Annotated in this window: 13 protein-coding genes and 1 pseudogene; 7 read left to right on the top strand and 7 right to left on the bottom strand. The window is 66.5% G+C overall.

Annotated elements, in window-relative coordinates:
- Window positions 1-606 precede the first annotated feature (606 nt).
- The 3 genes from fxsT to ACZ6SD_RS25480 form a co-directional block, all read right to left on the bottom strand.
- The gene (gene fxsT / locus ACZ6SD_RS25490; protein WP_465319514.1) at window positions 607-3,498 is read right to left on the bottom strand and encodes an FxSxx-COOH system tetratricopeptide repeat protein; all 2,892 of its coding nucleotides are present in this window, start codon (window positions 3,496-3,498) and stop codon (window positions 607-609) included.
- A 198-nt stretch (window positions 3,499-3,696) separates the two neighbouring features.
- The gene (locus ACZ6SD_RS25485) at window positions 3,697-4,038 is read right to left on the bottom strand and encodes a hypothetical protein (RefSeq protein ID WP_465319507.1); all 342 of its coding nucleotides are present in this window, start codon (window positions 4,036-4,038) and stop codon (window positions 3,697-3,699) included.
- A 134-nt stretch (window positions 4,039-4,172) separates the two neighbouring features.
- The gene (locus ACZ6SD_RS25480) at window positions 4,173-6,623 is read right to left on the bottom strand and encodes a hypothetical protein (protein ID WP_465319506.1); all 2,451 of its coding nucleotides are present in this window, start codon (window positions 6,621-6,623) and stop codon (window positions 4,173-4,175) included.
- Between the two features lie 173 nt (window positions 6,624-6,796).
- Here ACZ6SD_RS25480 and ACZ6SD_RS25475 point away from each other — a divergent pair, with 173 nt between their 5' ends.
- From ACZ6SD_RS25475 to ACZ6SD_RS25465, 3 genes are read left to right on the top strand one after another with little or no spacing between them, the layout of a single operon-like run.
- Entirely contained in the window at window positions 6,797-7,705 is a 909-nt protein-coding gene (locus ACZ6SD_RS25475; protein ID WP_465319505.1) for a radical SAM protein, read from the top strand.
- Window positions 7,702-8,127, top strand: a complete 426-nt coding sequence (locus tag ACZ6SD_RS25470) for a DUF6375 family protein (RefSeq protein ID WP_465319504.1) — start codon at window positions 7,702-7,704, stop codon at window positions 8,125-8,127. The genes ACZ6SD_RS25475 and ACZ6SD_RS25470 overlap by 4 nt, the downstream gene beginning before the upstream one ends.
- A complete protein-coding gene (locus tag ACZ6SD_RS25465; RefSeq protein WP_465319503.1) occupies window positions 8,114-12,103 on the top strand; it encodes an NACHT domain-containing protein in 3,990 nt (1,329 codons plus the stop codon). The genes ACZ6SD_RS25470 and ACZ6SD_RS25465 overlap by 14 nt, the downstream gene beginning before the upstream one ends.
- A 247-nt stretch (window positions 12,104-12,350) precedes the next feature.
- Here ACZ6SD_RS25465 and ACZ6SD_RS25460 read toward each other — a convergent pair.
- The 3 genes and pseudogenes from ACZ6SD_RS25460 to ACZ6SD_RS25450 all read right to left on the bottom strand — a co-directional run.
- Window positions 12,351-12,659, bottom strand: a pseudogene (locus ACZ6SD_RS25460) (C40 family peptidase); the annotation flags it as partial.
- Window positions 12,660-12,829: 170 nt separating this feature from the next.
- Entirely contained in the window at window positions 12,830-13,723 is an 894-nt protein-coding gene (locus ACZ6SD_RS25455; protein ID WP_465319502.1) for a hypothetical protein, read from the bottom strand.
- A complete protein-coding gene (locus tag ACZ6SD_RS25450; RefSeq protein WP_465319501.1) occupies window positions 13,720-14,067 on the bottom strand; it encodes a hypothetical protein in 348 nt (115 codons plus the stop codon). The genes ACZ6SD_RS25455 and ACZ6SD_RS25450 overlap by 4 nt, the downstream gene beginning before the upstream one ends.
- A gap of 48 nt (window positions 14,068-14,115) precedes the next feature.
- Here ACZ6SD_RS25450 and ACZ6SD_RS25445 point away from each other — a divergent pair, with 48 nt between their 5' ends.
- Both ACZ6SD_RS25445 and ACZ6SD_RS25440 read left to right on the top strand, forming a co-directional pair.
- Window positions 14,116-14,721: a hypothetical protein gene (locus ACZ6SD_RS25445; protein ID WP_465319500.1), complete on the top strand. Its 606-nt coding sequence runs from the start codon at window positions 14,116-14,118 to the stop codon at window positions 14,719-14,721.
- Between the two features lie 82 nt (window positions 14,722-14,803).
- Window positions 14,804-17,674, top strand: a complete 2,871-nt coding sequence (locus ACZ6SD_RS25440; protein ID WP_465319499.1) for a CHAT domain-containing protein — start codon at window positions 14,804-14,806, stop codon at window positions 17,672-17,674.
- 1,018 nt (window positions 17,675-18,692) lie between these two features.
- On the opposite strand, the gene ACZ6SD_RS25435 is transcribed toward ACZ6SD_RS25440, so the two are convergent.
- On the bottom strand, window positions 18,693-21,170 hold the full coding sequence (locus ACZ6SD_RS25435; protein WP_465319513.1) for a DUF6185 family protein: 2,478 nt from the start codon (window positions 21,168-21,170) through the stop codon (window positions 18,693-18,695).
- Window positions 21,171-21,701: 531 nt separating this feature from the next.
- On the opposite strand from ACZ6SD_RS25435, the gene ACZ6SD_RS25430 reads away from it, so the two are divergent.
- Window positions 21,702-22,142, top strand: a complete 441-nt coding sequence (locus ACZ6SD_RS25430) for a hypothetical protein (RefSeq protein ID WP_465319498.1) — start codon at window positions 21,702-21,704, stop codon at window positions 22,140-22,142.
- Window positions 22,139-24,481, top strand: a complete 2,343-nt coding sequence (locus ACZ6SD_RS25425; protein ID WP_465319497.1) for a tetratricopeptide repeat protein — start codon at window positions 22,139-22,141, stop codon at window positions 24,479-24,481. Before ACZ6SD_RS25430 ends, ACZ6SD_RS25425 begins: the two co-directional genes overlap by 4 nt.
- The last annotated feature ends 226 nt before the right edge of the window (window positions 24,482-24,707 follow it).

Genomic DNA, 24,707 nt, shown 5'->3' with positions numbered 1-24,707 from the left:
ACTGCGTGAGCATTTGCTCAAGTAGAGCGGCCATTCAGCCCTCGGGCCCGCCGCGGCGTCGGTCGCTGCGGTGACCCCGTTGCCGAAAATGAGGGCCAACCCCGCCCGCTGCTGGAGCGGCGGCGTCGACCCACACCAACCGGCACGCACTCTCATGCAGATGACAGGACGTTGACCAGGTGCCGCTTCAGTTGACTTCGCATATCTGGTGTGCGGGCGAGGTGGGTTCAATCGCCTCTGGCTGCATCCATGTTCCGGCGGATGCTCTTGGTCGTGGGTGGTCGGGGCCCAGCACTCGTTCGCCGTTGGCGAGGGTGACTTTGTCGAAGGGCGATCAGACTGGTGGGACACCGTGGGGAAGAACGCCCGCGCGCGGTGGCGGGCATGGTTCGACAGCACCCGGTTGTCCTGGGACGCGGACGAGTGACGGTTCGTCGAGACACCAGCAGGCTGAATCCAGCGGGCGGGCATCCTGGATTCACCACGAACTTCGCTTCGGTGCCGGGCTGCTTTGCCTGGTTGTTTCCCTCTTTGGTAGGCACACCAGGATCGCAATCCTGCGCCACTACCCGCACAAAGAGCCGGTCCACCCGAATGGAGACCGCATTATGGTTGCAGACCTTCCGTCGGTGCGTTCAAGTTCGCACGGACTCCTTCAGTAAATGGGTGGTCGATGCCGAATAGTTTCTCACAGTCGTTGAGAATCTCCTTGAACAACAGGAGCGCCTCGGGGTCTCCTTTATCTCGGTAGTCGACGGCGAGGTCGATGCGAGTTTCAACGGTGTGTTCATGATCGACTCCCAGGGTGCGAGCACTGCTGGCCACGTTCGCCTCCCGTAGTGAGATCGCTCTGTCCAGGTCACCTGCCGTGGCGTACGTGTCGGCGAGATTGTGCCGGGCGGCCAGGGTGTGCGGATGGTCGTGCCCCATGATCTGCTCGCACTTGATGATGGTGGATTCGGCCAGTCGGACCGATCGCGTGAGATCCCCGGTGGAGCGGTACACGTGGGCGAGGTTGATGCAGGAGCTGAGAGTGTCCGGGTGGTCGGGTCCGAGGAGGCGTCGACTGTCGGCGAGGACTTTCTCGAGAATGGCGACAGCCTCGTCAAGTCTACCGAGGGACTCGTACGCCACCGCGACGTTGTTCCGTGAGATCAAAGTGTCCCGGTGATCGGCGCCGAGAATGCGCTCCCGGTCGGCCAGGTTCGTTTCGAACAGCGGCAACGCATGATCGAGGTCGCCGATTAGCCGGTATGCCTGGGCAAGGTTGTCGCGAGTTGTGAACGTGTGCGGGTGGTCGAACCCCAGGATTCTCTGGCGGTCGGCGAGGTTGGCCTTGAACAGCTCGATCGCCTGGGTGCGATGACGTGCGGACATGTGGACTCCGGCAAGGGTATCGCGGGCAACGAGCGCGTCGGCATGGTCGGGACCGTGCAGCCTTCGGGTGCTGTCGAAGTCTCGTGTGAGGTATTCGAGTGCGGTGGAATCGTCTCCTTGGTCGTGCAGATAGGTGCCGATTGAATGGAGGAGCAGGCAGGTTTCGTCGATGTCTGTTCCCGCTGCCGCGTGCGCGAGAAGGGCTCGGGCATGGGGCAGGACAACGCGGTAGCGGGGCCAGGAGGCGGGTAGGCGGGGGTCGTGGTCGCGGGTGACCTGAGCGAGGCTGGCCGTGGCGGTCCGGAGGGCCGTTGCGATGTCACCGGGCTGACGATGCGGATCGTCGTGGTCAGGTGTGCGGGTGACAGCTTGGACCAGACGGTGGACACTGACCGTCCCCGACCCGAGCGTGATCATGCTGTAGGCGGCCAGTCTCCCCAATGCGTGCAACACGGCGGCCCTGTCGTCCGCAGCACCGTGGAGGAGCCAGCGAGGAACAGCCTCGGACGCGTACCAGGAGAGCTGCCGTAGGACCTGGCCTGCCAGCGGGGTGTCCGCGAGCCGGTCGAGAGTGACCCGCCAGACGCGGGCCATGGTGCGCTGTGCGTCGCCGCCTTCCGCGGTCGCGGTGAACATGTGGGCCGGGTGGCGTTCCAGCAAGGAGAGGTAGTCGATCGGGGTGATGCGGTTCTGGGCGATGTAAGCGCCCGCCTGCTCCACCGCCAACGGCAGCCATCCCACCTCCCGGCACAGCCGGGCGGCTCCGAACAGGTCCGCCTCCGGCCAGTCGGCCCGGACGATCCGGGCCAGCAGTTCTTCCGCCTCGTCGGGTGACAGGACGTCCAGGGGCAGGGTGGTGACCCCGCGCCAGCCGACCGCCTGCCGGCTGGTGATCAGGATGGTGCCGGTGCGGACCCGCTCCAGCAGGCGTGCGGCGTGTGCGGGGGCGGTGAGGTTGTCCAGGACCAGCAGCCACCCGTCGTGCGAGGCCAGCCACCGCAGCGCCCGCTCCGCACGCTGCTCCGACGGCAGGTCCTCCGCAGCCGCGCCCGCGGCCGAGGCCAGGTCGGCCAGTCCGGTGTCGAGCGCGTCCTCGGAGTCCGCTGTGATCCACCACACCGCCGAGAACCGATCGCCGTGCATCCCGGCGAACCGCGCGGCCAGGGTGGACTTGCCCACCCCGCCCAACCCGTGCACCGCCACCACCACAACCCGACCCGAGGCCCCCGCCTCCTGCTCCAACCGCGTCAACTCGTCCCCACGCCCCACAAACACACCCTCGTCCACCGGCACCCTCCACACACCACCATCGGGCACCGCCGTCGCCTGCCCGGCGGTCTCCGGGCCCTGACCGGAGGCGGAAGCTACGGAGCCCGGGTCGGGCAGCGTGGCCAGGATGTCGCCGACGAACCGCCGGACCTGCCCGTACACCACCGCATTCCGACCGGCAGGCTTGCAGATTCCGATGTGGTCGGCGTCGACCGGGATCGGCCGAACCCCGGCCAACCCCGGATTCGCCGACCCCGCATCCACCACCTGCACACCTTTGGTGGGGTACGCCTCGAAGAACACCAGGTTTCGCACACCGGACCCGGCCACCCAGTCCCGGTATCGGTCGCCCAGTTGCCGCAGATGCGCACTGTTGCGCTCGAGGTCCTTCACCGCCGCCGTGCCCCGGTAGACCACACCCAACGCCTTCACCACCGCAGTCAGGCCCGACCCGGTGTGCGGGGTCCCCAGGAACACCACACCACGCACATTTGTTGTGAACACCGCCAGGTCGGTGCGGGACTCGGCCGCGTGCAACAGAATCTCCTTGACCAACAGCCCGCCCATGCTGTGCGTCACGAAGCACAGCGGGCGCTGCCCGATCCCGTGGTTCTGCAACGAGGCCATCAGGTTGACCGCGCGGTCCTGCATCGGCATCGCCCGGCCTCGCCACCCGCTCGACCACGCCTCGTACCCCACCGACCACACCGCGACACCGGGACAATCCTCCACTAACCACCCCGGCCAGAACACCCCGCCTTCAGCAGTCCACGACCGGCGCACATCACCGTCCAACCCGTGCAGGAACACCACGTCCAACACCGCCGACTCCGCACCGCCGACCCTGAGCACCTCGGACAACCCGCCACCTCCACCGAAAACCCAGGCCACGCGATGCCGGGTCGGAACCGGCCAAGCCTGCACCGATCTATCGCCCATCGCTGGTCAACCGCTACCCGAAACACCAACATTCCACGACAGCACTCTCATGCCGAGCACCGGGCGGGTTTCTCCTGGCCGTGGCGGACGGGGTGCCAGGTCGGTTTGGGCTCAGGTGGGTGGGGGCCAGTGTCGGAACACTCGTTGGACGTCGGTGTGCCAGGGTTCGCTGTTGCCGTGCCACCCGGAGCCGGGTGCTCCGGTCTGGGAGTTCACCACGACGGCGGTCAGGGGTGGCTCGCCCGGGGCGGCACAGTGGTTGGCTACGCGTTCCAGAACGTGGGGCATCACGTTGCGCAACTCGATGCCCTTCAGTCCGATCGCGTGACCGAGTTCCTTGTAGGTGACGATCGACCCACGCAACGCCGCCATGATTAGCGCAGCACGTGCCTGCAGGACCAGAACCTCCCGGCTCCCCATGCTCATGTCATCCCCGTCGTCCAACACGCCCACCGCGTTCCACCATAGTCAGGACTGCATCCACCGCGAGGCGCGAGCACCGAACGCATTCACGTACCGATGAGTGGTCACGTTATTCACATCTAGCCCCGTCGAGTGGATGCGCCCATGCGGACCGGAGATGCTTTCTAGCGTTCTCCAGTTCCGAACCACTTCCGGCGCTTCTTCTTGCCCCGTCGGCGATGCGTGGTGCTCCGCGCAGACCCCGACCCTGGTGACGAGGTTTCAATCACGGGCCTCAAACCAAGCTCGTTGACGAGTGCATCGAGGTCGGCGTCCTCGCCGACCGGACGGTTGTTGTAGATGACGAGCTCGAGGTTACCGGCTTCGTTGAATAGCAGGCCGTAGGAGCGGTCCGACTTCATCTGGTGGCGCTTGACGTGTATGTACGCTTGGAAGCGCTGCCGGGCTGGTTCCAGAGGGATTCCACGTGGGCGGGAGCCGATGAACACCGTTGGGTGGCCCCAGACTCCAGCCAGGGAGAACATGCCGTCGTGCGGTCGGCCGTCTTGACGGGCGCGGCAGACGCACTTGTCGATGATGCTGAGCAGATGTCGCTGGCCACCGCCAGATAGGGCAAGGACGTCAGCGCCGAAGCGCACCATGTCGTTGCTGTGAGCGTCGACCACGTCAATGAGCTCGATGATGCGCGGCAGCGCGCGATAGGTGGGTTTCGTGGATTGAACGTCGGCGGCGGGGTCGCGTGTTTGTTCGCGGGCCATCCAGGCGTTGAGGCGGCGGCACTGTTCGCCGACCCTTGTGGGGATGGCGCTTCGGGCGCGCTGTTTTCGATCTCGGTTCGTGACCCGGCCGGTTGTCGGGTGTTCTTCACGGAGTTTGTCGGGGTCGGGGTCGACGTAAAGATCGGCATTCATGAATAGCATGAAGAGATCTAGTTCGTCGGATGCCTTGTAGTAGGTGGCGACGTCGGAGTCAGTGCGGCGGCGTAGGTACAGGAGGAACTCGGAAGGGCGGTCGCAGACCTGGGCGATGGTTTCGAGGTCGTGCAGGGACGTGACCCAGGGTGTGCGTTCGGCCGGAAGGAGGCCAGTTTTGCGATGGTCGCCGAGGCTGGTGCCGAGGGGGCCGATGTCGTCGAGGAGTGTGACGACGGACCGCACTTCGCGAATTTCGGACAAGTCGAGCCAAGTGTCATCTTTGAGCCAGAGGCCGGCGTTGGTCTCGATGAGTGCTTGGAGGCGTGCGGCTTGCTTGCACCCGTCGCCGATGGTGGCCTTAAGGTCGCTCCAGAGTCGCCTGACGTCGCCTCGGCGTGCGGCCGATGCCATGGACTTGCCTTTGACTTCGACGCAGATGGCGACGTCGCCGACGATGAACAGGCCGTCTCCTTCGACCGGCTTCCCGACGGTCTTCGGGCTTGCGCAATCGTGGCTGAGGAGGGTGTGGGTTTCGTTATCGTTGGGTGCGTAGTACGTGAACCCAGTGAGCCTCGGCGGGGTGCGCAGCACCTTCTCGAGCGAGGAGATTGCGAGTCGTTCGCTGACGACCTGACGGACTTTCTGGTCGTAGCGGTGGAACTGCTTCGTACCGGCCAGAGCTGTTTCCACGATCCGCCGGAGCGAGTCAAGTCCTACACCGGTCGTAGTTTCCACGTAGTTGCCGACGTCATCTGAAACCAGAGGCGTGGTCTGAAAAGGATTGCCACTCGTGAGGAGGTCGTAGACCCGGCGGGCGGGCAGGATGCTGTCGTCGAACGTCTGGGCGTAGGACTCCAGGACTGCTCGGACCACTTCCACGTCGGCGCCAGAGTCAGCGGCTATGTCCTCCGCGGTGATGATGGCCCGGTCGGCGGGCAGGAACATGAAGGAGACCATCGCTGCCATGAACTCTTGCTTTGCCTCGTCGGGGATCTGGTCTGGTGGCGTTCCGTGGTGCTGCATCACGATCGCGCCGGTGTCGTCACGCAGCCGGGTCATCCTGGCGCTACCGAGCTGGCCCATGGAGTTGCGAACCGTGATTACGTCGGGGTAGGTGTAGCCGACGTGCTCGGCCATGAGTGGGGCGACGATGGTGTTGTCGAACAGCTGTCTCTCGTGGGTCTCGCGGATGGTGTCGTACTGAAGGTTGAGAATGTGCAGAACCGCCCCCTGGTACTCCGCGGCCAGCGGCGCGAGCGGGTCGTCGCTGATTTGCGCCTCGAGCTGCTGCCGGTAGATGGACAGCCGCCCGAGGCGTTGGGCGCGGCTGTGTAGCTCGCTGATGGCTTCGTGCGGACGGGTGTCCATCCTGGGCGTGTCTGTGGGCTTGCGGGACCCGCGGCCGAGCAGCATCGCAGCGACGATCTCAACGTTGAGCGCCGACCCTTCCCATTGAAGGTTCGGGTCCGGGACCGGCGGGAACTCCCGCATGCGCATCAGCTCGATGACGTCGAACGCGTCGGCGTCCTCGATGAGCTTGAGCATCTCATCGATCTCAGCGACCACCTCACCGTGAAGTACCCCACGGACATCGGCGACGGTCCTGCAGCCACGGAACAGGCCGATCTCGGTCAATGGGTCACCGAGATGTGCCGCATCGAGGTTGCCCAGAAACCGGGCCGCGGGATTACGCCGTGCCATGCCTCACCCCTTCTTCGCGATGTTGTCACCGACGTGCGGCATCGGGCCAGAGACCGACGATGTTGGTGCGACGTGCACATTCATCACGAAACGGTACCTCCTCGAGGTCGTCTTGCCTCGGCATAGGCTCAGCTCGATAGGTGCCGCGGACAAGCGGCTGACGGGGTGGCATCATGCTGTCGGTGACGTGCAAGGTTCGCCTGTCCGCAGCTGGTGTTCATCTGTTTGACCGTGTCTCCGGGATGAACGTACTGCTCGATGAGGTACCTGTTCCCGCTGAGCAGTTCTCCCGTGCTCCCCGGTACCTGTCCGTTGCGCTGACCAATGCCTGCGAGCTCCACTGCGCCTACTGCTACGCGCCCAAGCACGCTGCCGCGCTCGACAGGGAGCGTGTGTTGGCATGGGTGGTCGATCTTGATGCCGCCGGGTGCCTCGGTGTCGGCTTCGGAGGAGGGGAACCGACCGCATACCGAGGGTTTGCTCAGCTGTGTTCGGACATAGCTCGGTCCACGTCTATGGCGGTGACCTTCACGACCCATGGGCACCGGCTCACACCCAAACTCGTCGAATCCCTGTGCGGGTCCGTGCACTTTGTCCGCCTTTCAGTCGATGGGGTCGGAGCCACCTACGAGCGGCTCCGCGGCCGACCGTTCGCGGCCGTGGTCCAGGCGGCCGGGTTGCTCGGCACCCTCGCCCCTTTCGGCATCAACGCCGTCGTCAATGCCGACACGGTCAGCGAACTAGATGACCTCGCCGAGTTCGCCGACAAGGTCGGTGCGTCCGAACTTCTGCTTTTGCCGGAGCAGTCGACCGCGGCAACTCCGGGTATCAGCGACGCTGACGCGCAGCGCCTCGTCGAATGGGCCGCGATCGCCAGGACAGGGGTTCGGCTCGCGATCTCCCGTACCGGCCTCGAAGCCGCGCTGCCGACAGCGGAGGCCATCCCAGGCGAGCACCCTCTCGACGCGCATATGCACATCGACGCGGCCGGCGTCCTGCGCCCTCACGCTTACGCGCCCACGGGATTGTCAGTCGGAAGCCTCATCATGGAGGCCGTGCAGGCATTGAGGGAGGCGCCATGAGGATCTGGAACGGCTACGGCTCGGAGCACTCGATGGACCTGGTTCTGATCGGCCGATTCCAGACTGTCACCGGCGCGACGGCAGCCGAAGAGCGCATGGAGGCCCTCGCCGAGGACAAGTGGTCCGACGACGACTGGCGGAGCCCCGACGAGCGCATGCCTCGCGAACTCGGCCAAGCACTGGCCGAGATGAAGTTGTACGAGATGGGGCGGTACGACGTCGACGTCTTCGCACTCGATCACCGCGTCGCCCGCACAGCGGAGACGGTCCGGATCTGGACCGACGAGTCCGACGTTCAGGGATTTCTGAAGGTGCTTCTCCACTACGGTGCGAAGGTCGAGGTCTTCTCCCTCCACGAATGGGACGAGGACGCGATCACGCGGTCGGATGCGAGCGACCGGAGCGACGGTGGATCTGACTGATCTGGCACGCCTGCCCGGCGCCCCCGACCAGAATTTCGAAGCGCTCACGCGGGCCATCGTGTCCCGCCGCTACGGCGCGCTGGGCACGATGCGCGAGCGCCGAAACCAGCCCGGCGTCGAGTTCTACCTCCGTGTAGACCACGCCGGTCTCCTGGGTGATTCAGGCCGGGTATGGGGTTGGTCATGCAAGTGGTTCATCCTCACCAGCAAGAACCGCCTGACAGGGCGCCAGCGTGATCTGATCGAGGACTCGCTCTCCAAGGCGGTCGAGCACGTCGCCGGCCTGACCGACTTCGTGCTCTGCCTTCCCCAGCGGCCCGCGAAGGACGACGAGGAGTGGATCGACGGACTCGGCGAGCAGGGCGTCAGCGTCAAACTCTGGTCCACCGAGAACTACGACGAACAACTCGCCGGACACGATGAGCTCCGCTCCACCTTCTTCGGCGAACTCGCCCTCACCACAGACGTACTGGCGCAAGCCCACAAGCGATCTGTTGCGCCCGTCGAGGCCCGGTGGACGCCGCGGCTGCACACCTCCCACCACGTGGAGCACCGCATCGACCGGGCCTTGCTACGTCCGGCGTCGTTCGAGTGGCTGGAGCAGCGCGCAGACGACATCGCAGCCCGGATCCAGGCACTGCGCGCAGCCCTCGACGGCCTCGACACCAATGTCCGCCAAGGCGCCGTCGAGATTGCCGACGACCTGGATCGGTTCGTCGACGACCTGCGGGAGATCCTCGACGCCGGGAGGAGCCTCCGGTCCTGGGAAGTCCGCGAGCGCCTCGCCGCACGGCGGCCACCCGCAACCTCTCCCAGCGCGCTGCGACGCCTGGTGCTCAAGTTGAGGCAGCGTCGCCTGCCCGAAGCGCTTCTCGTCACCGGCCTCGGCGCGGAGATCCGCGACATCGTCCAGTGGCTGCACGACACGCGGGCGGACACCGAAGCCCCCCTGCTCGCCGTCATCGCCGCCGCGGGACAGGGCAAGACGCACCTCGCCGCGCAAATGACCTCACCTAGCGACCAGCCCACGGCAGGGGTTTTCATCCAGGGCGGGCACTTGCGTGCCGGTATGACCCTCGACGACCTCGCGCGACGGATCCCGGGACTCAAGGTCGAATACTTCGAGGACCTCCTGGAAGCGCTCAACTCGGCTGGCAACCGCGCTGGCTGCCGGATCCCGTTGATCATCGACGGCCTGAACGAAGCCGAGCGGCCCTCGGAATGGAGGACACTGCTCACGGGGTTGGCCCCGGCCCTGGGCGGCTACCCTCACGTGGCCGTGATCGTCACTCTTCGCCAACCACTCGCCGACCAGGCCCTCCCGAAGGACACGGTGTCCCTGGAACTGGAGTGGCAGCGCGCGGAAGTCGACGACATCCTCCGCGTCTACTTCCACCACTACCTGATCAACCCGGCCGACGCTTGGCTACCGATCGGAGAGTTCCACAACCCGCTGTTCGTGCGTATGTACTGCGAGGCCGCGAACCATGACCGCCGAGCGCCGGTGGGCGTGGAAGCGCTACCTCATTCCCTCGTCGGCGTCTTCGAGCTGTACCGCGAGGGCGTGGTCGAACGGCTGGCCCAGGACCCGGCCCGCATCCCGGTGCCGGCCGACCAGATCCAGCGCCGCCTCGCGGCTCTGGCGAGGCACCTGTGGACTCACAACGTTCGTCGGCTTCACTTCGACGAAGCACGGAGAATCCTCGACACCGACCAGGCGAACTGGGACGAAAGCCTGCTCCGGCGGCTCGTAGAGGAAGGAGTGATCTTCCGCGAGGAGATCAGGGGTTCCGACGGCACTGAGTGCGGCTTTGTTTTTGACCGTCTTGCTGGATACTTGATCGCCGACGCGATTGTGGTGCGCATTCCCCTTGCGGAGGTCAACGAGCAGCTCGTGGAGGCGACTCTCTGGCAGTCCCTCCTGGGCGACCAGGCGCACCCCCTCGGCGAGGACATCCTCATCGGTCTCATCTCACTGCTGCCACGACGCTTCACCCGGCACCACCTGTGGCGCGTCGCCCCGGAAGAGCACCGGTCGTGGGTGCTCGCCCAGGAACTCGACACCGAGTCGGACTTCCTCGACAACGAGACCGTCGACGCGCTCGCAACCGCGCTCGTTACCGCGCATCCCAGCAAGAGGACGGGCCGACCAGCATTCGGCCGTCTGTGGGAGATCCGCAGGTCCACCCCGCACCGCCTGAATGCCGTCTTCCTCGACCGCGTCCTGCGCCAACTGTCCCTTCCCGAACGTGACCTGCGCTGGACCGAATGGGCCCGAGGCCAGGCTCCAGGTCGGCTGACAGCAGACCTGGAACGAGCGATCCACAGGTGGTCCGGAAGCAGCGATCGCGCCGAGAGCGATAACCTGGACGCATTGGCCATCGCTTGGCTGTTGACTTCCACGGACTCGAGCCTGCGGGACCTGGCGACGAAAGCTCTCCAGCGCTACGGCCAGCCACAACCCAAGCGGCTGTTCGACCTCGCCGCCCGGATGCTCGACGTCAACGACCCCTACGTCGTTGAACGCATCGTCGCCGCAGCGTTCGGGGCCGCTAGCACCCATCAGATGCCCGATCCTGGCGGACCGCTCGAACGCGCCCTGCGGGACTGGCTGGTGCAGCTGCGCGACCGCTTCCTCGACGGCGGGACCACGCCCAGCTCGCACGAGCAACTGCGCGGCTACGTACGGGCCACCTATGAGTTCGCCGGCGCTCTCCACCCCGCCGCCGTCCCCGACGGTGTCGATGCCTTCGCGCCGAGGTTCGCCGCCGTGGCACCCGCTGAGGTGATGGAGGACGACGACCCCAACGCCGACGAATGCGACCGCACCTTCGGCTTCGACTTCGAGAACTACATCATCGGGGCCGCCATCAACGGCAGAGCCAACCACGACTACGACCACGCCGACTACCGCAGAGCCCGCGCCGAGGTCATGGCTCGCGTCTGGGAACTGGGCTGGCGCGAGAAGGAATTCGGCGGTGTCGACCAATCCATTGCCGCGGACGCTGAGCGGCCTTACGGCACCAAAAGGAGGGTAGAGCGGTACGGCAAGAAGTACGGCTGGATCGCCTACCACGAAATGGTCGGCCGCCTCGTGGACGTCGGCCGTGCACCAGCCCCCCTCGGGGACGCAGAACGCTTGATGCCCGACATCGACCCGACCTTCCCTACGAGGCCCCCGGTAGCACCCATGTCCCTTCCGCTGTGGGCGCCCATGGAGCCGACCGACGACCAGACCTGGCTTACCACGGGGACGGTGGCTGTTCCGGACCATCTGTGGTCGCCCGAGGAGATCCACGGAGTGGACGGCGGCTGGCTTCTGGTCGAGGGATACCTGGACCACCGCCACGACGGGCGGAAGGTGTTCGGGTTCTTCCGCACCCTCCTGCTGAAGCCGGAGGACGTGGAACCCGCTCGGCAACTCGCCAGCGAACGCCAGTATCCGGGAAACCATTTCTTTCCCCCGCTGCCGACGGTCCGCGACGTGCTGGCCGCTGAGATGCCTTGGAGCCCCCGGTTCGAACCGAAGTTCGACGACGATGCCCCGGGCGCTTTCCCGCACCCAGCGCTGCGTGGCGACTGGCAGGACGACGGCATCGGGTTCGGCCAAGTCGCCGTGGACTTCTCGCCCGACAGTACTTCAGAGGTCGGGCTCGGCGGGGGCTACGACGTGCCGTCGTTCGAGTTCGCCGCCCGGTTCGACCTGCGCCAATTGCCCGGCACCGTGGACCTCGTGGGCCTGGACGGCCGACGCGCCTCCGCAGTCTTCCGCGCGGACAAGCCCTGGCGCGGCCACCTGCTCTACCTGCGCCGCGATCTCGTCGACGGCTTCACCGGTGATCGCCGGATCATGCAAGTGACCTGGGGCGAGCGAGAGGTTGCCGCCGACTGGCACTCCGTTCCTTCCTGGATACGCGCAGTGCGCCTCAGTTACGCCCACGTATGGCGGCACATCCGAATACTTGGGGCGGATTAGCGCCGTGCAGTGAGCAGCACCGGAGGGTTCTTAACGGCGAGACGTACGCTCATGCCGCTGAGCGAGCGGAGCCGACCCGACGTCGCGGCGGTTCTGCGTCCCGGCGGCGTCAACAGGGCCAGAGCGTTCTGCGGGCGCCGGGCTCGCCTGGACATACACGCCGTGCAGACCTACCGCTCAATTCTTACGGCAAGCCGCGCATGGGAATTATGAACCAAAGTTGCAGAAACCTCGCCCTGTGATGCATTCACGATAATGGTTGATTTGTCGGGCGGGTGGCACCGGCGTAGTCGTCTCCGGGATATCGGTGGTTGTCTATTTGCACCGGTTGTCCGAAGGTCGGGGCGTTGATCATCAGACCTCGACCAAGGTAGAGGCCGACGTGGTGGATCCTGGTGTTCGGGTCGCCGTAGAAGACGAGGTCGCCGGGCAGCAAGGGTTGCCCGGGAGGCACGTGCGGCCCGGCGTGGTACTGGGTGTGGGCGGTGCGGGGGAGGGTGATTCCTGCGGCGGCGTAGGCGGCGGTGGTGAGTCCGGAGCAGTCGAATCCGCCGTCTTCTTCTTCTCTGAACTAGAGCCATGGGGTGGGCTGACATCGACCGCAGCCTGCCGTCAAAAGAACACGCTCCCGGCGGCATGAGAGCGAGTTCGTCGTTGGTTGGCGTGGAGCGAATTCGCCGGCGTGCTTGCGGCCCTGGGCGACCACGGGGTGGGGATTGCTCCCCCTCAACGACCTTTGCGCACGAGGGAAGTGAGCTTCTCGCCCTCGGCGATGGTGATCGGGCTGGCCGTGTCCGGGTTGCCGACTCCGAGCGCGACAGCCAGCGTGCGGGTGTGCAGGTCGAGCGCAGCCTCGGACAACGCGGTCAGGTCCGTGACCGCGCTGCGTGCGCGCACCCACCCCGTGATGCCGATGCCGACCCCGACGAGCGCCGCCGGCCACCAGATGACACCGAGCAACAGGTAGGGCCATGCCCAGGTACCTGTAGCTACGGCAGCGGCGAATGCCGCGTGCGCGGCGTTGAGTTCGGTGCGCGTGACGTCCGGGAGTACGAGCCATAGGCGTGGCCACGCGAACGTCAGATCCAGGCCATAGCGGTCCTGTGCGATCCGCTCGACGGCGTGGATCCGGTCGCCCATCCGAGTGGGCCTGCCGGGCTGGGCTAGCGCGATGCGGTTGGCCCGGTCGGCGGCGGTGTCGATCAAGTGCTGTTGCTTAGGAGTGCGGGATCCGCTGGGGTGATCACGGGTGAGTTGGCGGCGACGGTCGACGTGGCGTAGCCAGCGGGTTCGCCTGCGTCTGATCCGCCAGCGGCCCAGGAGTGGCCACTGGCCAAGCCAGATCAGGCGCGTCACCGGGGCGAGCGCCTGCACTGCCAGGCCCGCGCCGGTCGTCAGTAGCAGCAGCGCGGCAATCAGCATCGCCTGTACACTTGCGGGCTGACGCGCGGCGTTAGTGGTGACGGCAGAAGATGCCTCAGTGAGGCGCGCGATGTCGAGCGTGTGCCCGAGTTGTATCCCGGCCCACGTCGTCGCGACGAGCAGTGCTCCTGGCACAAGCAGGAGGGTGATCCATCGTTCGGCCAGCTTCTTGGCAAGCTCTTGAAAGAAGTTATTCACGGGCGGACCATCGGCTTGCCGGTCACGCGGCAGCGCGGAGCAGGTCCGGCGGGCAGGGTAAACGCGACGCGCGCACATGCATTGTCCGGACAAACGAACTGTTCGTCATCCGCCTGGCCGGGGTTCGAGCCTGGTAGGCCGGCGCCCAAGGCCCGGACGGCGCTGTCCGATTCGGTGCCCAGCAGTTCGGTGAGCAGGTCGAGGATTGGACGCCGGGCCTGTGCCTCGGCCTCAATGTGAGCCAGCAGTTGCTGGCGTGCCACAGGCTGGCGGGCGCATTCCGCTCGGAGCTCGGGCAACTCCTCACACAACGCGGTCAGGGCCAGCCGTTCCGACGCGTCCACCGCATCTCCCTTCCTTCTCGACGATCCTGTTACGGATAGCATCGGACGATGGCGTTCGACATGCTGCTTGCCTTGATGCACCGACGGCTCGACACGCTGGAACAAACACAAGATCCCGAGTTGGTGCTCGGCGATTCGGCACTGGCCGAGGCGACGGGATTGTGGAACGCCGCGCAATCCGTTGACGCGCAACGGCAGTCCGCCGCCGCGTATGCCCTCGGCTGGGTCTACCTCTACCGGCACAACATGATTCCTCCCAGCTTGGAGTCAAGCGCCGAACTCGCCCACGCGATCGTCGTGCTCATGCCCGTGGCGCACGACAGCCGCGCGATCCCCGAACCATTGCAGGCTGTCATGGGCCCGGCCGCTGATCCGCAGACCATGGGCAGCGTAGGCGGAGGGCTGCTCACTGCCGCCCTTGCATCACCTGAGCCGGACGTGCTTGAAGCATGCGTGTTCCTGCTGGCCAACGCCGCGCGGCTGAAACCCGACCCACAGGTCGTGTCAAGCCTCGCCGTCGCGCACCTGGTGCGATACGAACGTGGCGGCCCGCCGGGCGACCTAGACCTCTCTGTCGAGCACAACGAGCGTGCCTTGCCGCTCACCCAGGCCGGTCACCCGGACCCGGATCGGACGGCTGACGAACCTGGGTAACGCCCTACGCGAAAGGTTCGCGCGGGACGGCGACCCTGCCGACCTCGAACGGGCAATCGAGGCGGGAGAGCAGGCTATCGGCATGGCGGACCACCACCCGAACCTAGACGCGGCGATGAGCAACCTCGGCAATTGCTATATGCAACGCTACGACCTCACCGGTCGCCTGACCGATCTGGACCGGGCGATCGAGCTCATCGAGCAGTCACTGGTGCTCACCCCGGACGCAGGCTTCGAGCGGTCGGGCCAATTGGCCAATCTCTGCGCCGCCTATAGGCAACGGTATGACGAAACCGGCTCGCTCACCGATCTCGACCAGGCAATCAAGTCAGGGGAAGAGGCCATCGCCGGCACCCCCGAAGGCCATCCCAATCAGCCGGGATGGCTATCCAACCTCAGCAACGCCTACCAGGAACGGCATTCCCGCCGCGGCACGCCTCGTGACCTGGACCGGGCAATCGAACTCGCCGAGCAGGCGCTGCGCTTCATGTCGCACAGCAATCCCAACCGTGGGGCAGTGCTGTCCGCGTGCGGGCTCGCGTACAAGCAGCGACACAGGGCCAGCGGCGTACCGGCTGACCTGCGTCGCGCCTTCGAACTCGCCGAAGAGGCGCTCGTGGTGACCCCGGACGGCGGTGCGAACCGGACGAAGTTCCTGTCCAACCTCAGCGACGTATATCAGGAGCGGTACCGCAGCGGCGGATCCCTGGCCGATCTCGACCACGCCATCGCACTCGCCGAACAGGTCATCACTGCGACGCCAGCGGATCATCCCTCCCGGGCGGACGACCTGGCGTCGCTCGCTATCGCTCATAGGGAGCGATTCCGCCGCAACGGTGTGGCGGCGGATCTGGATCATGCGATCGAGTTGCTCGAGCGATCAGTAGCCATCCGTACCAGCGTCGACACTGCCGGATACGCGGGCTTTCTGTCCAATCTCGGAGTCCTCTGCCAAGAGCGGTACATGCGCGACAGGGCGGTCGCCGACCTTGATCGGGCCGTGGAGTTTGCGGAGTTGGCCCTGGCAGCGTTTCCCGCAGATCATCCCCAGCGGTTCGTCGTGGTCTCTTCCGCCGGGCTCGTCTACCAACGGCGCTACTTTCACAGCGGCGAGGCCGCTGATCTCGATCGGGCTGTCAGCTTGGGCAAGCAGGCGGCTGCCGGTGTTCCGGTGAGTCACCCTGAACGCGGCGCAGTTTGGTCGGATCTCGGGCTCGCCTACTTCCAGCGGTTCATGTGCACCGAGGACTTGGCCGATCTCGATCTGGCTCTCCACGCAGGGGAGCAGGCGGCCGCGTGCACTGCCGAAGATCATCCTTACCGCGCGAGGTACCTGGGCTACTTGGCTGAAGCGTATTGGTACCGGTTGAACGTCGACAGACGCGGCCTCCTCCTGGAATCGATTGAACAGCTCGGTGTGGAAGTTCGCGCGGCCACGGCATCCTCGCCGACCGATCGCATACTCGCAAGCCATTACGCGGGAGTGCTAGCAGGGGCGATGCGGGACCATGCCGCTGCGGTGGACTTACTCGACACTGCGGTGGGTTTGCTACCATCCACCGCACCACGCGAAGGTGTTCGAGCAGACCAGGAACGTGGCCTCGGCAAGCACACCGGCGTGGTCTCCGACGCGATCGCTGCCCACTGCGCGCGACGTGACCCGGTCCGCGCCGTGGAGGTGGCGGAACTGGGCCGTGGCATCCTGCTCGGAGCCGACCTCGACAGCCGCACAGACCTCACTGAACTCAAACGCGCGCATCCTGAACTGGCCGAACACTTCCGACGTCTGCGCGACCAACTCGAGGTCGAACACACCTCGGCGGACACGATCCAGCACGTCGAGAACCGCAAACGCTTGTGGGCAGAGCAGGACACCCTGCTCGCCGAGATCCGCCAGCAGCCGCGCTTCGCGCGCTTCCTGCTGCCGCCCCAGTTCTCTGACCTACGCATCGACCGAACCGTGGTATTGATCAACGCGGGCATCCTGCGCAGCGACGCCGTCATCATCAGGGCTGGCTCCGACCCGCTGCCGGTCCCGCTGCCACAGCTGAAAGTCGCCGATGTCCGGGCCAAGGCCCAGGAACTCCTGGACGCCTCCGGTGGCCGCAGCCGCCTAGCCGGACCGCTCAAGCGGCAGCGGGTGGTCCGCGAGATCCTCGGCTGGCTGTGGACATCGGCGGTCGAACGCGTCCTTTCCGCCATCGGGCCGAGCGGCATGCCCCAGGTGTGCTGGCTGCCCACGGGCCCGCTGGGCCTATTCCCCTTGCACGCCGCGGGAAAACCAGGCGAGCCGGGCGCACTGGACTACGTGGTCTCGTCCTACACTCCGACTCTGCGCGCGCTGGCGTACGCGCGAACCCGCCCCGCCGCGGCCAAACGCCGCCAGTTGACCATCGCACTCAAACAGACACCTGGCCTGCCCGACCTGCCCGGCTGCGTCACCGAAGCCGCCGCGCTGCACCGCGACCACCCGGACGCACCACCGCTGACGGACAGGAACGCGACGACCGAACTCGTGCGGGCTGCCCTGGCCGACTCGACATGGGTGCACTTCGCCTGTCACGCCAATGCCGACCTCACCAAACCGTCGCAAGGCGGTTTACGGTTGCACGACGGAACCCTCGCCATTCCCGAGATCAGCAAGCTCCGCCTCGACCACGCCGAACTCGCCTACCTGTCCGCCTGCTCCACGGCGCACCGCGGAACCCGACTCGCCGACGAGGCGATCCACCTCGCGTCGGCGTTCCAACTGGCCGGGTTCCGGCACGTGGTCGCGAGCCTGTGGCCCTTGGACGACGACGTCGCCGCCACTGCCGCGCGCTCCTTCTATGGTCATCTGGGCGGCACAGTCGATCAGGCCGCGGTGGCTCTGCACCGGGTCGCGCACGAACTGCGTGCCGAATACCCCGACCGAGCCGACCTCTGGGCACCTCTGATCCATAGTGGACCATGAAGGTTCCAGCTATGCGTTCGCGCGACGACGGCCGCAGCGTCCTTCCTGACCTTACTACATATGGTGTCGGTTGGACGGTGTTCGAACACTTGGTGTGGACAAGGAAATGAGGCAGCGGAGTATTTGACCGGTACCTCAAGTACACCAGCAACACCGCCCTTGTCGCTCGAGACCGCTGGACCGGCGAAACGGAACCAGCCGGTGGAGTGCAGGTATTCCAACATGTTGTATTCCGGTGTGATCGACGCCGTGAGGCAGGCTCCGACCGGGTGCGGGGTGACCGTCGGGGGTTGACGCTGTCGGCCTGTCTGCGTGATCGTGGCCGAGGCATCTGCTGACGCACGCTCATGCCGATGAGCGGATGTTGAGCAATCCCGTTGCGGGTAATGGTCGGACGAGTGTGACGGATCAGCGGTTGTGCCGCGACCCAGTTGGGTTGGTCCAGCGCCAGTGAGATCTTGCAATCCCAGTTCGTGGACGGAGGGGCTCGATCACGATGAGCACCAGGCGGCATACCCCTGAGGAGGTTCGGAAGCTGACCCAGCCCGATCAGCTCTTATCCCAAGGCTAGGACGTGGACGTGTGTGTCGAACGTTGCAGGTCGCCGAGGCCACCTACTACCGGTGGCATAACCAGTTGGACGGGTTGACGGCCGAGGACGCTAACGGTTGAAAGACCTGGAGCGGGCTATCACCTTCAGTATGACCACGGACACGCTTCAGCTGCAATCGATCAACAATGGGCGTGTGGTCGGGTCGTCGTTACGGCGAACGTCACCAACCTCGGCTACCTCAAGGCGCTGCAAGGCGAGGAAGGCGAGACGATTTCGCTCTGCTGTGGCTCGCAGATTGAAGCGGCGGCGGAAAGCCCGTTCGGCGAGGCGATCACGCTGGAGGAGACAAGGCACGCGCTCAAGTTGCTCGGACGTCACTCGTCCACAGCTTATGCCGAAGCCGTCGAGCTGTGTCGGGCACAGTACGGATGTATAGGGTGCTGGCGTTCGGTTGAGTCAACGTGTCTACGGAGCTGTTGGCCGGTTGAACTGGAACGGATCGACGCTCGGGTAAGAGGGCGGCTCCGGGCTGCCGAGCAGGTACGCCACGATCGCCAGTACAGCCGCGATCTGTGCGAGCAGGAACGTCAACTGTCCGCCGATGTTCTGCATCCCATATGCCTGGCGGAACGCCTGCCACGGGCGCGCCCAAGTGGTGCGTAGCCCTCTGAGCACGGTCACGTCCATCGCGAGACCGATGCCGGTCAGCACCGCGATGTACGTCGTCACGTCGATCAGTGCGCTCCATGAGCCGGGGTGGCCGGTCACCCTGGTGAGTCCGACGATGCCGAGCTGTGCCAGCACGAAGACCCCTGCCACGGGCGCGATGCGCAGCGGTCCGCGCCGCCCTGGCAGCTGCTGCCACAACGCGCCCACGACCAGTCCGGTAAACAGCCACTTCGCCACCTCGTACAGGGCCGCGTACACCAAGGGCTCGAGGTACCAGGTCGGCCTGAGCTGGCTGACATCGAACTCCAGCCACCACCACACGGCGATGGCGAGTCCTACCGGAAGCCCGGTCCACAGCACTGTTCTCACCGCGACGCGCACGTTACCCCTGGTGGTGCCGCCGGGTCCGAGCGCGAGCAGGACGTCGACCGGAGTCAGCCCGGCGACGGGGAAGTCCTGGCGTGCGGGTGGGGCCTTCCTACGCAGCAACCGGTCGGTGACCCGTTTGAGCACACCCTCCCGGTCCACAGCGCCGAGTTCCGGTCCCCCCTTGGCATATGCGTCTTCCTCGGCCCTCGCCCGCTGGACGTCCAGGGGCCATGCCAGCGCGCATTCGCGCAATTCGTCGTCGCTGAGGCCTGCCGCGAACTCTCGCACCGTCTGGGTGCCGGCCTTCCGGTCGAGAGGTGACCTGATCCGGGGCAGCACCACCAGGCACACCACCGCCCACAGCACCCACACCGGAACCCTCCACCCCCAGAGGTACGCGCCCCACGGCAGCACGACTGCAAACAGCAGCGCACCGCAAGCCCATCCGGCCCAGCGCCGATCCGGGGTTGCCTGATCGAGGGAACGGAGGAGCAACCCCGCCAACGCTATGGCAGGCAGGAGCGGCGCGAGCCAACCGACTTCGGTGAGGAGGGCGTCCGGGAAGTAGTCGTAGGTGCAACACAGGTTCACGCTCGTGACGGGTTCTGCGGTGAGGTACGACCCGCGGATCTGGCTGATGACGTCGCCCAGAAGCTTGTCGTACGTAAGCACCACCGCGAACACCGCGCCCAGCAGCCAGGGAAACGGCCCAGGCCAGCGTGTGGAGTCCGGCCGGTACACCCACCGAACCGCCTGCACTGCAGCGGCGCCGACGAGAGTGGCCAGCAGCAACGCGACAGCGGTCTTCACCGCCAGCCTCGGGGGTGCGTCCATCGTCAACCCACCGACGCCGACTGCCGTTCCCACTGCGAGCCATCCGATCAGTCCCAATGCCAACACGGCGAAGGCTGCGACCACCACACCCGCTCGTGAGAACAGTGCGAAAGCGGCCGCGACGCACACGCCGACGACAGCACTCGTAAGTGTCAGGATGCTCCACGACACGGTGGCCTGCTCGCTGAACACGGCCGTCGCCACGTCGTCCGCGATGTTGTACGCGAGCACGGCCAGTGCGAGAACACTCATTCGCACACCGGCCCGGCGTGCCGAGGGACCAGCGGTGGCCGGAGCCCTGCGCATCGCGACGAGCAGCAGCAGCACCGCGACCACCTGCGGTGCCCAGTACATCGCCAGTGAGACAGCGGAGTAGGGAAGACGGTTGTCCGAATACGCCAACATCACGCCGAAATCGGGCACCACGAGCAGGCCGATCCCGTCGACGGGCACGTCCCAGACGATCTCGGTGTCGGTGCGGCTGGTCGGGGTCACGCCGAGCCATTGCGCCTGCCACCCTTTGGGGGTCACCACTGTGAAACCGGACCACTTCGCCTGGGTGAGAGCCGCTGGCATCCGCAGGCTGAGCTTCCACCGCGTGGTGCCCAGGGCATCGAGCGCGACGACGCCTACTGTCGTCGTTGAAAGGTTCGTCGTTTTGCGATAGATCGTGTCGATTAGCCGGATCCGCCCGTCGGCGAGCTTGATCTCTGGCTCCTTCGCACGCAGGTCGTCGTGGTTGGCACCGAGCAGACATCGCACGACGGCGCGGAAGTCGGGGTCGTCGCGGTGGTCGAGCAACGCCCAGCTCAGCCTATGCTCGACCGGCAGACTCAGCTCGACCCTCGTGGTGTGCCGGACGTAATCACCGCTCGGAGCGCTGATGGTAAACCGGGCCGACACCTCCACGGCTCTTAGATCCTCTGGCGCGCAGGGAAACTCATCGTCCACCTGGCCTCGGTCGAACGCGGCCGCAATCAGGTAGACGCCGACAGATGCGCCGCCCAGTAACAGTGGAACGAGCAGGGCCAGCAACGCCTTCTTCCACAACCGCGGCACCCCGTTCGGCATCCCCACCGCTGACAACGTGGAATGTCGTACGAAGGGAAACAATCGTTTCACCTCGGTGGCCGGACTTGCTCGACCAGCGCCGATGTCCGTACGGACCATCCTGGCCATCTCGTATCGACAGGCTGGTCGCACGAACGAGACGATCACCAACCTGGACCGGCTGGTCACCAACCGGCTACGGCTGTTGAGCGAGGGCCACCTGAACACGCGGGCTACGAAGGAAATTCACGTGAGGCGTCATCTCGCAACGCACTCTCATGCCGCGGAGCGAGCGTTCGAACCCTCGGGTGCTCGTGCAGTGAAAGCGGGCTCGTTTGACACACCCTTCGGTACTGGTCGGAGGCCCATCAACCTGTGGAAGTCGACCATGTTGAGAACCGATTGTTTCCCGACACCGGTCATCGGCGGGGTTGTGTTGGCAACGCTGGGTGTCGGGAGCCGATACTGGTGATGTCAGCCGATCTTGGGAGGGGTGACGGGATGGCGTCTCGGATGGCGGTATGGGTTGGGGTGGTCGTGGTAGGTGTGGTGGTGGCCGCTGCTGGGGTGCTGGTGGCCAAGGCGGGGTGGGAGGGCGCGGACCGGGTGGCCAGTGTGGTGGGGGCGCTGGCCGGGGTGTGCGGTGTGGTTGTAGCGGTGGTCGGCTTGGTGAAGACCAGGCAGGCGGTGGCCCAGCGGCGGGTGTCGATGACCGGCAACCGCATCGGCGGGCCCGCGTTCCTGGCCGGCGGCGACATCAGCGGGGTCACGCTGAGCGGTGAGCCGCCGGTACCGCCTGCGCCGCATGTGCGGGGGCCACTGCTGGGGGCTGGCGCGCCGCGGTCGGGAGCAGTCGAGGGGGGCGATGCTGGGGTGTCGGCGTCGATGACGGACAACACGATCACGGGTCCAGCATTCTTGGCTGGTGGGGATATCAGCCAGATCAAGATCGGAGATACGACGCGGTCACAGCCGGGCGAGGATCTGCGGTGAGCCCCCGGTCTTGGCGCCTACGCCGCGACGGCTCCGATCCTGTGCCCGAGACCGGGGCCGGTGGTGGTTCGACGGTGTCGGACAACACCGTGGACGGGCCCGCCTTCGTCGCTGGCAGGGACGTCCGGGACGTCCATGTAGGCGACGCACACCACCATCACTATCCGCCTGCTGTGGGGTCGCGGGCGGCGGCGATGGTGCAGGTTCTGGCCGCCGCGGGGGTGGAGGAGGTGTTCACCGGCCGCAGTGAGCAGGTCGAGGCGTTGCTGGCCGCCCTGGACCCGGACACGGCTGCGGAGGGGATGGGGGTGGTGTCGGCGGGGATGGGCGGGGTCGGCAAGACCGCCCTGGCCCGGCACTGCGCCGCCCGCGCGGCGGGGTCGGGGTGGTTCGCAGGCGGGGTGTTCGAGGTGGACATGCTCGGCTACTCGAGCACCCCGGTGGACGCGGAGGCGGTGTTCTCCCCGCTGCTGCGCCGTCTCGGGCTGGCGGCCGAGCAGATTCCCGCCGAGCCCGCCGACGCCCATGCCGTCTACCAGCAGGTGCTGGCCCATCTCGCTGCGGCGGGACGGCGGGTGCTGCTGGTGGTGGACAACGTCTCCACCAGCGTCCAGGCCCGGGCGCTGCTGCCCGCGCCCGGCAGTGGGCACGTGGTGGTGGTGACCACCCGCGACACCCTCGACCTGCCCGCCCGCCGTCTGCTGCTGGACGTCCTCGACGACACCGAGTCCATCGGCCTGCTCAAGGCCGCCGTACGCGTCGTCGACCCGCACGATCCGCGCCTGGTCGAGGAGCCCGACGGGGCGCAGGAGTTGGCCCGGGCATGCGGGGGGTTGCCGCTGGCGCTGCGCGTCGCCGCGGCCTTGCTGGGTGCCGAGCCCGACCTGAGGCCCGCCGAGCTCGCCGCGCAGCTGCGTGCCGCGCCCGGAGTGCAGGGCTACAGCTACGGGGAACAGGCCGTGGCCGCCGTGCTCGACCTGTCCTGGCAGCGCCTGTGCAACCTGCACCTCGAACGGGCACGCACGCTGCGGCTGCTGTGCCTGGCCCCCGGCGCGGACATCTCCACCCAGGCCGCCGCCGCCCTCACCGGCCACCCCGAATCCACCGTCCGCACCTGGCTTCGCGGGCTGCGCGACGCCCACCTCCTACGCCCCCACGGCCCCGACCGGTGGAGCCTGCACGACCTCATCCGCGCCCACACCAGCACCCACACTCCACCCGGCCTCGACCCTGCCACCCTCACCGCCGCCGAGACCCGCCTCCTCGACCACTACACCACCACCACCGAGTACGCCGACGATCACCTGCGGGCCTTGCCAGGCGAGGCGGTACCCGACCGGTTCAGTGGCCGTGAGGACGCTTTGGCCTGGTTCGATACCGAGCGCGCCAACCTTCTGGCCGTCGTCGTCCAGGCCGCCACCACCGGCCGCCACCCCTACACCGTCCGTCTCGGCACCGCCTTCGTCATCTACCTGTCCTGGCGACGTCACCTCATCGACGGGGTCACCGTCGCCACCTACGCCCACACCAGCGCCACCCATCTCACCCCGCGCCGCCAAGCCACCACCGCAAACCTTCTGGGGTTGGCCTTGCAGGCGGTGCGGCGGTTTGAGGAGGCGATTACCGCCCACGAACGGGCCCGCACCCTCCTCCACGAGGTCGGTGATCGTCGCGGTGAAGGCATGGAATGGGGCAACTTGGGGTCGGCTTTGCAGGCGGTGCGGCGGTTTGAGGAGGCAATCACCGCCCACGAACGGGCCCGCACCCTCCTCCACGAGGTCGGAGACCGCTACAGCGAGAGCGCGGAGTGGAACAATCTGGGGTTGGCCTTGCAGGCGGTGCGACGGTTCGACGAGGCAATCACCGCCTACGAACAAGCCCGCTCCGTCTTCCAGGAAACCGGTGACCGGCACCGCGAAGGCACGGCGTGGAACAATCTGGGGTTGGCCCTGCAGCACCTGCGACGGTTCGACGAGGCAATCACCGCCCACGAACAAGCCCGCTCCGTCTTCCAGGAAACCGGTGACAGCAATAGCGAGGGCAAAGCGTGGAACAACCTGGGGTTGGCCCTGCGACAGGTGCGGCGGTTCGAGGAGGCGATCACCGCCCACAAGCAGGATCTGGTCATCTGCCAGGAGACCGACGACCGGCACGGCGAGGGTAGGGCGTGGCACAACTTGGGGTTGGCCCTGCGGGAGGTGGGGCGGTTCGAGGAGTCTGCTCACTGCTGGATGCACGCCCACGCCGCGTACACCGACACCAACGACCCCCACGGCGCGGAGCAGGCCGCTCACCTCCTCCGCGAACTGACCACACCCCCAGACGCCGCTCCCTCCTGATTCTTCAGACCCCGCCGCCAAGTCTGGGAAGAAGCCTGGTCCAGATCCGCTCCGCATCTACAACGGCGCCGGCGCCGCCGCCTTGTCCAGGCTCTTCGGCGAGGTCGCCGAAGAGCTGCCGGTCACCCGGCCCAGCACGCCGCACTCGACGGGCCTCGATCGCCGTCGCCCTGGCCGAATGTATCTAGGTCCGCTACGAGACGGCGTGGTGGCTGTGACGGTGTGA

Source organism: Actinokineospora sp. NPDC051303, assembly GCF_055586285.1.
Note: the sequence above shows the minus strand (reverse complement) of the source record. Positions and strands in the feature narration are given on the sequence as shown.